This window comes from Bordetella genomosp. 13, from assembly GCF_007679965.1.
Classification (GTDB): domain Bacteria; phylum Pseudomonadota; class Gammaproteobacteria; order Burkholderiales; family Burkholderiaceae_B; genus Bordetella.
This window is the reverse complement of sequence record NZ_VEHL01000005.1, coordinates 40128-53239: the sequence shown is the minus strand read 5'-3', so window position 1 is coordinate 53239 and position 13112 is coordinate 40128. Positions and strand designations below refer to the sequence as shown.

10 protein-coding genes, 1 tRNA gene and 1 pseudogene are annotated in these 13112 nt (G+C 68.9%); 3 read left to right on the top strand and 9 right to left on the bottom strand.

Annotated features, from left to right (window positions below):
* The first annotated feature begins 182 nt into the window (after positions 1-182).
* The gene (locus FS845_RS13610; RefSeq protein WP_144635968.1) at positions 183-506 is read left to right on the top strand and encodes a helix-turn-helix domain-containing protein; all 324 of its coding nucleotides are present in this window, start codon (positions 183-185) and stop codon (positions 504-506) included.
* Positions 490-1743 carry a type II toxin-antitoxin system HipA family toxin gene (locus FS845_RS13605; protein WP_260986280.1) on the top strand — a complete coding sequence of 418 codons (1254 nt, stop codon included), beginning with the start codon at positions 490-492 and terminating at the stop codon, positions 1741-1743. Before FS845_RS13610 ends, FS845_RS13605 begins: the two co-directional genes overlap by 17 nt.
* Positions 1744-1828: 85 nt before the next feature.
* On the opposite strand, the gene FS845_RS13600 is transcribed toward FS845_RS13605, so the two are convergent.
* The 8 genes and pseudogenes from FS845_RS13600 to mnmC form a co-directional block, all read right to left on the bottom strand.
* A complete protein-coding gene (locus FS845_RS13600) occupies positions 1829-2095 on the bottom strand; it encodes a DUF883 family protein (protein ID WP_144635965.1) in 267 nt (88 codons plus the stop codon).
* Positions 2096-2265: 170 nt separating this feature from the next.
* On the bottom strand, positions 2266-2649 hold the full coding sequence (locus FS845_RS13595; RefSeq protein ID WP_144635962.1) for a DUF1090 domain-containing protein: 384 nt from the start codon (positions 2647-2649) through the stop codon (positions 2266-2268).
* Between the two features lie 197 nt (positions 2650-2846).
* Positions 2847-2922: transfer RNA gene (locus tag FS845_RS13590), tRNA-Lys, on the bottom strand.
* A 74-nt stretch (positions 2923-2996) separates the two neighbouring features.
* The gene (locus FS845_RS13585; RefSeq protein ID WP_144635959.1) at positions 2997-3794 is read right to left on the bottom strand and encodes a MetQ/NlpA family ABC transporter substrate-binding protein; all 798 of its coding nucleotides are present in this window, start codon (positions 3792-3794) and stop codon (positions 2997-2999) included.
* Positions 3795-3838: 44 nt separating this feature from the next.
* Complete coding sequence (locus tag FS845_RS13580; RefSeq protein WP_144635956.1) at positions 3839-4492, bottom strand: methionine ABC transporter permease; 654 nt, start codon at positions 4490-4492, stop codon at positions 3839-3841.
* A pseudogene (locus FS845_RS13575) lies at positions 4452-5580 on the bottom strand (methionine ABC transporter ATP-binding protein); the annotation flags it as partial. The pseudogene FS845_RS13575 and the gene FS845_RS13580, both read right to left, overlap by 41 nt.
* 297 nt (positions 5581-5877) lie before the next feature.
* Positions 5878-8103: a glycoside hydrolase family 31 protein gene (locus FS845_RS13570; RefSeq protein WP_144635950.1), complete on the bottom strand. Its 2226-nt coding sequence runs from the start codon at positions 8101-8103 to the stop codon at positions 5878-5880.
* A gap of 356 nt (positions 8104-8459) precedes the next feature.
* Positions 8460-10325, bottom strand: coding sequence for an FAD-dependent 5-carboxymethylaminomethyl-2-thiouridine(34) oxidoreductase MnmC (gene mnmC, locus FS845_RS13565; protein ID WP_144635947.1), 1866 nt, complete (start codon positions 10323-10325; stop codon positions 8460-8462).
* A gap of 145 nt (positions 10326-10470) precedes the next feature.
* Between mnmC and FS845_RS13560 the strand changes: the two genes are divergently transcribed.
* Positions 10471-11361 carry an inositol monophosphatase family protein gene (locus tag FS845_RS13560; RefSeq protein ID WP_144635944.1) on the top strand — a complete coding sequence of 297 codons (891 nt, stop codon included), beginning with the start codon at positions 10471-10473 and terminating at the stop codon, positions 11359-11361.
* A 5-nt stretch (positions 11362-11366) separates the two neighbouring features.
* Here the strand turns inward: FS845_RS13560 and FS845_RS13555 are convergent, their stop codons facing one another.
* Entirely contained in the window at positions 11367-13061 is a 1695-nt protein-coding gene (locus tag FS845_RS13555; protein ID WP_144635941.1) for an AMP-binding protein, read from the bottom strand.
* Between the last annotated feature and the right edge of the window lie 51 nt (positions 13062-13112).

Genomic DNA, 13112 nt, shown 5'->3' with positions numbered 1-13112 from the left:
CTTTTTCATGGCAGATCAGGGCATGGGCCGTATGCGGAAGGATAATGAAGAGTGATCCATAGATGTTGCTTTATGGCCGATAAAGTACTTTCTATTGATCAGTCAGCTCGATATAGATTGCATAAGCTTGATCCATAGATGTATCTTTACCCCCAATAAAGGCTTATCTATAAATCACCGGCATGCCCAGAAAGATCCGATCCTCCGCATCCCTGCCGCCCCCTGTCCTGCACAGGCTGGCCACGTGGGGCCGCGCCGTCCGCGCACAGCGCGTCAACCAGGGCCTGTCCGCCGCCGACCTGTGCGCGCGCATGGACATCTCGCGGGGAACGTTGCAGCGTCTCGAACGCGGCGATCCCGGCGCCGCCATGGGCTCGTACCTGACCGCCTTATGGATACTCGGGCTGCTGGATCAGGCCGCGCCGGCGCTCGACGCTGCTCTCTGGAACACCGATCCGCTGTCCCGCGTGCGTCATCCTTCGGACTCCGATGATGACGATTTCTAAACTGCCCCGATTCTATGTCTACCTTCAGCACCCCCATACCGGCGACTGGGTGACCGTCGGCCGCTGGGAACTGCTCGAGGCCGACACGAGAGGAACCTTCCGTTATGCGCCCAGCTATCTGGCCAGCGGCGCGACCCTCGCCATCGATCCGGTCAATCTGCCCAACGTAGTCGACACGCGATACGTGTCTCACCGTTACCAGGGCCTGCACGACGTGCTGCGCGATGCGAGCCCGGATGCATGGGGCCGGCTGGTCCTGCAGCACAAGCATGGCTTCGTGGACGGAACGCCCGACTACAAGTACCTGCTGGCATCCAGCAATGGCGATCGGTGGGGCGCGCTCGCGGTCGGTACGCAGCCCAAGCCGTCGCCGGCCAACCTCAATAGTCCTCGCCTGCCGCAGCTCGATCTGCTGACCGAGGAATTGCTGGCGATCCACGAGCGGCGGGCGCCCGTCAGCGCATCATTGCGGCGCACCTTGCTCAATAGCGCCGGCCTGGGCGGCGCACGGCCCAAGACCACGCTGCACGATGGCACGACATTCTGGCTGATCAAGCCCCACCTGTCTTCGGATACGCTGGATGTCCCGCGCCTGGAACATGCGGCGATGACCTGGGGCCACGCGGCGGGAATGAACTTCGCGCAGTCCAGGCACCATCAGGTCAAGGGCGGCCTGAGCGTGGTGGCGGTCAAGCGTTTCGATCGTGTCGACACGCGCCGGGTCATGACCCTCAGCGCCGCATCGCTGCTGAGCACGGAGTATCCCAATGGGCACGAGCGCGCACTGTGGAGCTACCCGTTGCTGGCCCAGATGCTGATCCGTATCGGCGCGCCGAAGGAAGACGCGATGGAACTGTTCGACCGCATGGTGTTCAACGCCATCGTGGGCAATGACGACGACCACCCGCGCAACCACGCCGCCATCTACGGCGCGGCGGACAAGCGATGGCGGCTGTCTCCCGCGTTCGACGTCGTGCCGGAGCCGTCGGACGAAACGCCTGGATTCCTGTCCATGCAGCTCTCGCTGGGCCGCTTCGACATCTCGCGCGACGCCGTCCTGGCCAATTGCGAGCAGTTCGGCCACAAGGACAGGCGGGCGGCAGCGGTGCACCTCGATGCGTTGCTGGCACGTATCGAAGCCGCCTTCCCGCGTGAGTTGGACCTGCCCGGAGAGTTGGAGACTTTGCTGCGCAACCGGCTGGCTACTGGCCTGGCCCGGCTTTCGGCGGCGAAATAGCACGACTGCGAGCCGACACCGTCCGCTACCCAATGAAAATGGCCCGCAAGCGCGGGCCACTTCTACACGCGCTCGCGGCCGTGCATCAGCCGCGGATGCGGCCCCACAGATACGCGACCGCGGCAACGGCGGCCACGGCGGTGAAGGGATTCTGGCGGATGAAGTCCTTGGCGCACAGCACCGCGTTCTCGACGGCGTCGCCGCCTTCGTCCAGCGTATTGTCCAGCAAGTCCTGGGCTGCGCGCGTGCCGCGGCGAGCGGAATGGGCCACCTGGTCGATGGCGGACTCGGCCGCGTCAGCGCCGTCGTCGACGAGTTCCTTCGCTTTGTCGCTTGCTTTTTCGATGGCCATGATTCGACTCCTGTTGGGGGTTGAGACTATGTCCTTCGATCTTACCCGCCACAGCGGATCGCGCTGATACGGGAATGTTCTCGAGGTGACGAGGCGTGAATGCGTGCGCGCCGTGTCAGGCGGCATCGGCGCGGATGACTCGCTGAAGGCCCGCGCCCCCCGTGGCGCGATCACCGCACCGCGGTGGCCTCCGCGCGCTCCAGCTCCGCCCGCGCCTCGTCGACCTTGCGTTGCCGGTCGGCAAGCTTCCCGGCGTCGCGGCCTTCGTCCTTGGCCTCCTGCAGTCCGCGCTGGCGCTCGGCCAGCTTCTGCCGGGCCTTGTCGACCTTGTCCTGCGCGTCGCGGCGCAGCGACGCATCCGTGCAGCTGGCCTTGACGTTGGCCAGCGCGCTTTCCAGGCCGCCGACGCGAGCGCGGTTGCCCTGGGCCTTGGCCGCGGCAAGCTGCTGCTCGATTTCCTGGCGTTTCGCTTCGCAGCCCGTGGGCTGCGACCACGCCGGCGAAGACAGTGCCGCCAGGCAGGCCAGCACGCTCGCCTTGTAGAAGATATGCATGTCCCATCTCCTTGAGTCGCCCAGGCAGGGCTGCAGACATCATACCCACAGGCCATGACGGCCCCGGCGCGGGGCATCGGCGCCACGGGCATTCGCCCCCCCGCGCGGCACGCCCGCACATCGACGAAGGCCGCGCACATGCTCGCCGCAAAGAAAAAACGCCACGACGTGCGTCGTGGCGTTTTTCCTGGATTCACTGGTGGGTCGAGCGAGACTCGAACTCGCGACCAACGGATTAAAAGTCCGCTGCTCTACCGACTGAGCTATCGACCCAGAAACCTAAGCCCGCGATTATGGCATAGCCGGCCGAGACCCGTCAACGGGCCTGGCGGCCATCACCGCGACGCTTACCAGGCCGCGATCACCGCGCCCTTGAACTTGCTCAGGATGAAGTCCTTCACGGGCTGGCTGTGATAGATGCCGGCCAGCTTCTGCAGGTCCGCGCGGTCCTTGTCCTTCTCGCGCACCACCAGCACGTTGGCGTACGGCGAATCCGGGGATTCGGTGGCGATGGCGTCCTTGGTGGGATCCAGGCCGCCTTCCAGCGCGAAGTTGGTGTTGATGGCCGAGGCATCGGTGTCGGCCAGCGAACGCGCCAGCTGGGCCGCGTCCAGCTCGATGAAGCGCAGCTTCCTGGGGTTCTCGACCACGTCGATCGGGGTGGCCTTCAGGCCGGCCTCGGGACGCACCTTGATCAGGCCCTTGGCCTGCAGCAGCAGCAGCGCGCGGCCGCCGTTGGTGGGATCGTTGGGCAGGCCGAACTTGGCGCCCTGCGGCAGCGCGTCCAGGCTCTTGATCTTCTTGCTGTAGATACCAATGGGATAGATCACGGTCTTGCCGATGCTGACCAGCTTGTAGCCGCGGTCGGCGTTGGCGTTGTCCAGGTAGGGTTGGTGCTGGTAGCTGTTCATGTCCAGGTCGCCCGAGGCCAGCGCCATGTTCGGCTGCACGTAGTCGCTGAACTCGATGATCTGCACGTTCAGGCCCTGCTTGGCGGCCTCCTGCTTGACCACTTCGAAGATCTGGGCGTGGGGGCCCGCGGTCACGCCGACCTTGATCGGCTTGTCCTGCGCCAGCGCGGGCTGCGCGAAGGCGGCGACGCCCAGGGCCGCCACGGCCAGGGACTTGAGAAACGAGATACGCATGATGGAAAACTTCCGAGGCAGAAAAGAAAAGAAAGGAGCAGCTTTCAACGATGCGACATGCGTCGCACCAGCCAGTCGCCCAGGCTTTGCACGGCCTGGACCAGGACGATCAATACGACCACCACGGCCAGCATCACTTCGGGCAGGAAGCGCTGGTAGCCATAGCGGATGCCCAGGTCGCCCAGGCCGCCGCCGCCGATGGCGCCGGCCATGGCCGAGTAGCCGATCAGGCTGACCAGGGTGACGATGGTGCCCGCCAGCAGGCCGGGCAGCGCCTCGGGCAGCAGCACCTTGCAGATGATCTGCAGGGGCGACCCGCCCATGGCGCGCGCGGCGGTGATCAGGCCGGGATCGACCTCGCGCATCGCGTTCTCGGCAATGCGCGCCATGAACGGAATGGCGGCCACCGACAACGGCACGATGGCCGCGGTGGTGCCGATGGAGGTCTGGGCCACCCAGCGCGTGAATGGGATGATCGCGACCATCAGGATCACGAACGGCACCGAGCGCGTCGCGTTCACGATCAGGCCCAGCACGCGGTTCACGCCCAGGTTCTGCAGCATCGCGCCGCGCGCGGTCACGATCAGCGTGACGCCCAGCGGCACGCCGACCAGCACGGCGATGCCGCCGGACACGCCCACCATCAGCAGCGTCTCCAGCAGCGAGGTGATGAGCAGGTCGATCAGTTGCGGGCTCATTCGGCCACCTCCTTGCTGCGCGCGGCATCCGATCCATCGGACTCGGCGGCGATTTGTTCCACGTTGATGTTGCGGCGGGCCAGGTCGGCCAGCGCGCCTTGCATGGCTTGCGGGGCGCCTTCGGCGAACACGAACAGCGTGCCCACCGCGACGCCCTGGATGTCTTCGACGCGTGCCTGCACCAGGCCCAGCGCCAGCCCGTAGGCGCGCGTCAGGTCGGACAGCAGCGTGTCGGCGCCCCCGCCGGTCAGTTGCAGGCGCAGCAGGCGCACGGCCTGCCCCGGCCGCGCGGCGGCCCGCTCGGCGACGCGCTGGCGCGCGGCGGCCAGCGTGGCCTCGGTCAGCTCGGAGGCCGTGGCGGCCGACACCATGCCGCGGGTGACGTCGTGGCGCGGCGAGGCGAACACGTCCTGCGTGCGGCCCATCTCGATGACCTGGCCGTCGGACAGCACCGCCACGCGGTCGCAGATCTCGCGCACCACTTCCATCTGGTGCGTGATCATCACAACGGTGACGCCGGTCTTGCGGTTGATGTCGCGCAGCAACGCCAGGATGTTGTGCGTGGTCTCGGGGTCCAGCGCCGAGGTGGCCTCGTCGCTGAGCAGCACGTCGGGATCGTTGGCCAGGGCGCGCGCGATACCTACGCGCTGCTTCTGCCCGCCGCTGATCTGGCTGGGATAGCGGTCCCGCAGATGCTGCAGGCCCACCAGCGCGAGAAGGCGCTCGACCTTGGCCGGGATCTCGGACGACGGCACGCCGGCGATCTCCAGCGGCAGCGCCACGTTGGCGTACACCGTGCGGCGCGACAGCAGGTTGAAGCCCTGGAACACCATGCCGATGCGGCGGCGCTGGTCGCGCAGCTGCGACTCGGACAAGCCCGTCAGCACCTGGCCATTCAGGGTGATGCTGCCCCGGTCGGGACGTTCCAGCAGGTTGATGCACTGGACCAGCGTACTCTTGCCCGCACCGCTCGGCCCGATGATGCCGAAGACCTCGCCCTGCTCTATCCGCAGGTCGATGCCCTTCAGCGCCTCGAACCGGCCGTGCGGCGTGGCGTACGTCTTGTATAGATTTTCGATATGAATCATGGCGGTGGATTTTCTAACGCCGCTCTTCTGATGAGAACGACTGTTTATTCCGTCTTTAATGACTTTTGGAAATATAAAGGCGGGACGTGCTGGCCGGATCCGACCCGGGCTTGCCACCGGAGTCCACCTGTCCGCCGGGCCCTTCGTTCCGGGCCGCGAGATCGCGTCGGAACAACGGCCGGCGGCGGGCGTCGCCGGTTCCGGGCAAGGGGATGCGGCAGGCATGCGGCGGCACGGACCGGGCCGCCGGAGTGCAGGCCAGCCGCCGCGTACGCCGCGGCCGGCCCGATGGTGCGGTCAGCGCGCGCGGGAGATGCGTACCTCGGCGCCGCGACGCTTGACCTCGAGCCCTTCGGACGGAAGGATGCGCAGCCCTTCCAGGCCCTTGATGTAGCTGGACCCCTGCATCTGCATGACGCGGATCTTGTTGCGCATGACCACCGGGTTGTGCATCGGCATGCCGAACATCCAGACTTCGTCCAGGATGCGGGCCGAGTTGAACTCGCCGGCGTGCTGGGCCATGGGACCCAGGCACAGCATGTGGCCCTCGCGGCCGAACACCGGGAACTGGTCCAGGCCGCAGGTCAGAGTCCAGGTGGTACCGCCTTCGTAGCGGTGGCCGGTGGCCAGGTCCCACCAGGCCTCGCCCTTGGGCAGGTACACGCGCGCCTCGCTGCCCGGCTGGGTGATGGGCGCCACCAGCAGGGCCGGGCCCAGCAGGTATTGCGTATCCCAGGCATGGGCCTCGACGTCGCCGGGGAACGCAAGGGCCATCGAACGCTGCACCGGCAGGCCGGTGCGCACCGAGTCTTCGATGGCGCCCAGCACATACGGGATCAGGCGATAGCGCCAGTTCATCCAGGTGCGCACGTGGCCCAGCGTTTCATCGCCGAAGGCCCACGGCAGCAGCCCGGGCGCGCCCTGGAAAGTAAGGTTGGCGGAGAACACCGAGGCCGCCAGCCAGCGCACGTACAGCTCGGCATCCATCGCGTCCAGGGGCGCGTCGATGTTGCCCAGGTTGTGCGTCTGCACCGGCACGCCGCTGGCGCCGATGGACAGCGCGGTGCGCAGGCTGTGCTGCAGGCCGGCCCAGTCGTTGGTGACGCGCGGGCCCGCCTGCCACGGCAGGCGCTGGGCGGCCGGGAACAGGTCGGTGCTGGGCACCACGCCCTCGGGCGGCACCTTGTGCCCGGCGACCGCGTCGAACAGCGCGCGACGGGCCAGCAGCGGGTACATGCTGCGCAGCGCCGGGCCGGTTTCGCCGTTGCGGGCGCTGACGCCGTCGGGAATGTCCAGCTGCGCGTCGCACGCCGGCGCGTCCAGGCCGTCGTCGACCAGTTGGCGGTGGCGCTCGACCCACAGGTTGTAGGCGTCGCGGTAGGTCAGGTCGAGCAGGCCGAAAGGCTGGCCGCTGGTGGCAGGCGTGCCGTCGAACACCTGCGCGCTGCCGTCGTCGCGGGTCAGCAGCCAGCCGCGGTCTTCCAGTTCCTCGAACAGCGGGCTGGACTTCAGCACGCCGGGAAAGCCGGTGCCGCAGACGTGCACGTTGTGCTTGTGGAACAGGGCCAGCATCTGGCGCGCGTCGGGAAAGCGGCTGGCGTCCCACTCGAGCGCGGGCTTGTCCGCCTGGAAGCCCCAAGCTGCCGGCAGCGCCAACGACACGGCGTCCAGCGGAATCTGGGCCTGGCGCATCTGCTCGACCAGCGCGACCGTCTGGGTGGGCATCTCGCCCGCGGCCTGCTGCAGCCAGGCCCCCATGGCCCACAGGACGGGCTGGCCGGCGCGGCCGGTGAGCGCGGTGTATTGGTTCAGGATCTCACCCGGTTCTCCGGCGAACAGGAACAGATCGAGCACCGAATCGTCGATGGTCAACACGTAGGCGCCGTCCGCCGGCTCGATGCCGGGCGCATGCTGCACGCGGCGCATGGTGTTGGCATAGATGCCCCACCCGCGCGGGCTCCAGGCCAGCGGCAGGGCGCGATGCTCGGGATCGTCGGACACGACCTCTTCGCCCCGGCGGTTCAGGTCTCCGGGGGTTTCGCCCAGGCCGTAGATGCCTTCATTGCCCTCGAGCGCGAAGCCGGCCGTCCAGACGGCATGGTCGGGTTCGTCCAGCGCGTTGTGGCCGAACGCGGCCGTATGCTGCGAGACTTCGGAGGACAGCACCGGCTGCTCGCCCCGGTAGAGCACGATGCGGACCGGATCGGTCAGCACCTCGATGGCGATGTCGCCCTGCGCGATGCGCCAGCCGTCGGCGGCGTCGCGCGGCGCGATGGTGGCTTCCCCGACCGCCTCCTGGCGCGCCAGCAGCATCTCGGCCACGGCACGCGCGCGGCTGCTGGTCTTTTCATCGGTAAGCAGGCCGGGCTCGCCGCAGCGCAGGCGGAACACCCCCGGCGCATGAGCCTCGACCACCAGGTGCAGCCCATCGCCCACGTCGAAGTCGATACGGCTGGGACGTGACGTCAGCAGCTCGACCGTATCGAGCGGATTGGTATGGGCAAAGTCGAACTTCGGCGGCACAGAGCATCCCCCGGCTTAGCGGTATAAGCCAAAAATGCATCAAAAGACGCTATTTTGACGGATTTGGCGTTTGAAATAAACTCGGGCCCCTTTCGACCGGCCGGGAGCCCCGAAAGCGGGGCTTCAACGAGGGCGCGGCGTGCGGCGAAGCGGCCACTTACTCAAGGGCTCCGCGCGCCGCGAAGCCGCGCCAGCCATGGCGCGGCGGGCAGCGCGCCGTGCCGCGGCTGGGCCCGCGTGGCGCGTCGATGGCCGCGACGGGGCCCGGTTGGCCGATGACGCGAAGGCGCCTGCGCGCTGCCTGGCCTCGCCTGCGGCGCGCCATCGCCAGGCCGGAAAAGCGCCCCGCCCTCGCATCACCGGGGCGCCAGTTGTCCGATCAGGTCCTTCTCCAGGGGCAGCGGCTCGCCGCACATCTGCGCGGCGATCAGGTCGCCGGCCAGCGCCGACCAACTGAGCCCGCGCGAGGCGTATCCCGTCGCCACCCACAGGCCCGGCGCCCGCGGCAGCGCCCCCACCGCCGGCAGCCGGCCCGGCAGCACCGCACGCCAGCCCGCCCAGCCCGGCAGGGAGCCCGGCTGCAGCGCCTGCAACGCCTCGTCGCCGCCGGCCAGCAGGCCCGCCGCCTTGTCCAGGTTGACGCGCTGTCCCGCTACGCCCACCCGGCTCTCGGCCGCGCCATGCACATAGGTGCTGCCCGCGACGCACCAGCCGTCCACGGCCGGCAGCAGATAGCCCTCGCCGCCCACCACGCAGCGCGGCCCGCCGCCCAGCGCCTGCGCGGGCAGCAAGGTCACCTCGCCGGCCAGGGCATGCATCTGGGCCATGCGCGGCAAGCCCTCCAGCAGCCCGCAGGCCCGCAGCAAGGCGGGCGTGCCCGCGGCATTGGCCAGCACGACCTGCGGCGCCTCGCCCAGCAAGGCGCCGTCCGCAGCGCGCGCCTGCCAGGCGTCTGCCACCCGGACCAGGCCGGCCACGTGTCCCGCCGATCGCGCGATGCCGGGGGCGGCCAGCAGGGCTTCGACCAGCAGCTCGGGCCGCACCCGCATGCCGTCCGCGAAGAAGACACCGCCGCGCGCCACCGCCAGCCCCGCCAGGCGCGCCGCTTCGGCCGGATCGACGGCGCGCACCCAGTCCGACGGAAAACCCAGCGCGGCGATCGTCTCGGCCAGTACGACCGCCCGGCCCGCGTCGCGCTCCAGCTGCAGCGTGCCGCAGCGCCAGGCGACGGCCTCGCCCAGCGCGGTCCAGCGCCGCAACGCGCGCTGGCTGCCGGCCCGGGACAGCCGCGCGCGCGGGTTGTCGTCGCGCGCGATCACGGGCGTCAATGCGGCGGCCACGTGGCCCATGTGCCCGCTGCCGGACGCCGCGGGGTCGATCACCGTCACCCGCCGGCCCCGCAGCGCCAGCGCATGCGCCGCGCCCGCGCCTGCCAGGCCCGCGCCGATCACCAGCACCGGCGCGCCGTCGTCGTCCGGCAATTCGGGCCCCGGGCCGGCCTGCGGCACGCGGACGCCTTCGATGCGATGCCACTTGCCGCCATAGCCCGGCTCACGCCGCACGGCGAAGCCTGCGTCGGCCAGCGCGCGGCGCACGTGCCCCGCGCTGGCCCACGTGGCCAGCGTGGCATCGGGCGCGGCCAGGCGCGCCAGGCTGGCGAACAGCCCGGGCGTCCACATGCCGGGATTGCGATCGGGCGCGAAGCCGTCCAGGAAAAACGCATCGACCCGCGCCGACAGGCGCGGCGCCATCGTTTCGGCGGGCCCGAAGCCCAGCGTCAGCGTGACCGCGCCGTCCTCGAATTCCAGCCGGTGCAGGCCGGGCAACAGCGCGGGCCACTGGTCCGCCAACTGTTCGGCGAGGGACCGCAACGCGGCCGGCGCGTGGCCGCGCAACACCTGGCGCAGCACCTCGCGCTCGAAGGGATGGCCTTCGATGGATACCACGTGCAGGCGCTGCGGCCGCTGCGCATCGTCGCGCCACGCCTGCCACAGCGCCAGGAAATTCAGCCCCATGCCGAAGCCGGTCTCGCACACCGTGAATCGGTCGCGCCCGCGCCAGCGCCGCGGCAGGCCGTTGCCGCGCAGGAAGACCTCGTGCACCTGCCCCAGCGCGTCCTCGACGGGAGAGTGATAGACGTCGCCGTAGATCGCGCTGTAGAGCCTGCCGCTGTCGTCCAGCGCGAACGGGGCGGGCTGCAAAGGCGTGGGAAATGAAGACATGAAGAATGTAGAGGCGGCGATTGGCCGCAAACTTAACAGAAGTCTGAAAGATGACGGGGCGCGGCCGTTGGCCGCGCGCCACGGCGGCGTGCGCGATCGTGACCGATCCGTCACCCCGCGCGGGACACGGGCTTACACTGAAGCCATGCAGACCGCCGACCCCCGCCCCGCAGCCTTGCCCATCGACCTGGGCGCCGCCATCGACGTCGCCGTGAGCGCGGCGCACGCAGGCGCCGCCCTGTTGCAATCCTACGCCCACAACCGGGACGATCTCGTCATCGACCGCAAGGCGCGCAACGACCTCGTGTCGCAGGCCGACCGCGAGGCCGAGCAGGCCATCCTGGCCGTGCTGCGCGCCCGCACGCCCGAGTTCGGCATCGTGGCCGAAGAGACCGGCGGCGCCGCGTCGGGCCCGGCCACCTGGTACATCGATCCCCTGGACGGCACCACCAATTTCCTGCACGGCATCCCGCACTATGCCGTGTCGATCGCGCTGGTCGCGCATCTGGGCACCCGCCTGAAGCTGCCGGGCGACCAGGGCATCACCGAGGACACGCCCGTCATCGGCGTGGTCTACGACCCCAGCCGCGAAGAACTGTTCACCGCGGTGCATGGCATCGGCTCGTGGCTCAACGGCCGCCGCATCTCGTGCTCGCGCACCGAGACGCTGGACGACGCGGTGGTGGCCACCGGCTTCCCGTTCCGCGACTTCTCCTTCGCCTCGCAGTACATGCCCATGCTGCACGACGCCATCAGCCGTACGCGCGGCGTGCGCCGCATGGGCGCGGCCGCGCTCGACCTGGCCTGGACGGCCTGCGGCCGCTACGACGGCTATTGGGAAATGGGCCTGGCGCCCTGGGACGTGGCCGCGGGCACGGTCATCCTGCGCGAGGCCGGCGGCGTGTGCACCGACATGCACCTGCGCGACGCCTGGCCCGTCGGCGGCCGCCTGGTGGCGGGCAATCGCAAGATCCACCAGGCGCTGCGGGACATGGTGACGCCGCACCTGGGCGGCGCGCCGCCACCCGCCGCCTGATACGCCTAGGCCGCCACCGCCTGCTTCGGCTCTTCGGGCCGCAGCTCGCGACGCAGGATCTTGCCCACGTTGCTCTTGGGCAGTTCGTTGCGGAACTCGACGTGGCGCGGCCGCTTGTAGCCGGTCAGCTTGTCCTGGCACCACTGCAGCAGCTCGGCCTCAGTCAGCGAGGCATCGCGGCGCACCACGAACGCCTTGACCGACTCGCCCGAATGTCCGTCGGGTATGCCGACCACCGCGCATTCCAGCACGCCCGGATGCGAGGACAGCACGGCCTCGACTTCGTTCGGATAGACCTTGAAGCCCGACACCGCGATCATGTCCTTCTTGCGATCGACGATGCGTGTGTAGCCGTCCGCATCCATGATGCCGATGTCGCCCGTGCGGAAGAATCCGTCCTGCGTCATCACGGCGCGCGTTTCCTCGGGCTTCTGCCAATACCCCAGCATGACCTGCGGCCCGCGGATGCAGACCTCGCCGCGCTCGCCCAGCGGCACTTCCGCGCCCGCCTCGTCCAGGATGGCCACGTCGGTGGACGGCAGCGGCAGCCCGATCGAGCCCGTGTAGTCGGTGGCGTCGGTGCGGTTCACGGTGGCCACCGGCGAGGTCTCGGACAGTCCATAGCCCTCGATCAGGGGACGCCGCGTCAGCTTCAGCCAGCGCTCGGCCACCGACGGCTGCACGGCCATGCCGCCGCCCAGGGTCAGGCGCAAGCCGGAGAAATCCAGCTTGGCGAACTCGTCGTTGTTGGCCAGCGCGTTGAACAGCGTGTTGACGCCCGGGAACACATTGACCGGCACCTTGCGCCACGCCTGGATCAACGCGGCCTGGTCGCGCGGGTTGATGATCAGAAGGTTGCGCATGCCCGCATGCATGCCGAACAATCCGCACACCGTCATCGCGAACACGTGGTACAGCGGCAGCGCGCTGATGATGGTCAGCGGCGGGCCGGACAGGTCGCCCAGCGCGGGCCGGGCCACCTCCTGCACCTGCAGCACGTTGCTGACCAGGTTGCCGTGCGACAGCATCGCGCCCTTGGGCGTGCCGGTGGTGCCGCCCGTGTACTGCAGCACCGCCAGGTCGCTCATGCCCTGCGTGACGTGCGCATACGTCTCGCGCGCCCCTTCGATCAGCACTTGCGGCAGGCGCACGGCGCCCTCGATGTGCCAGGCCGGAATCATGCGCTTGACGTAGCGCGCCGCGAAATTGATCAGCGGCGCCTTCAGGCCGCCCAGCAGGTCGCCGGGCGCGGCGATCACCACGTGGCGCAGCGAGCCGCGCTCGCGCACGTTTTGCAGCGTGTGCGCGAAATTCTCGAAGATGACGATGACTTCGGCGCCGCTGTCGCGCAACTGGTGGCCCAGTTCGTCGGGCTTGTACAGCGGGTTGACGTTGACCACCACCATGCCCGCGCGCAGCGTTCCCAGCATGGCGACCAGGTAGGCCGGAACGTTGGGCATCATCAGCGCCACGCGCGCGCCACGTCCCAGGCCCAATGACTGCAGCCATGCGGCGAAGGCGCGCGCGTGCGTGTCGATCTCGGAATAGCTGATGTCGCTGCCCATCGAGGTGCAGGCAATGCGGTCGGCGTGATGCCGGCAGGCTTGATCGAGCAGGTCGGTCAGCGACGTGTACCCCTTCAGGGAAACTTCCGCGGAAACCCCTTCCGGATAGTGGTCGAGCCAGGGACGCGATGACATGATGTTTGCCTCCGTTCTTGTAGGGTTTTGATTGATGATACCCTTGACTCG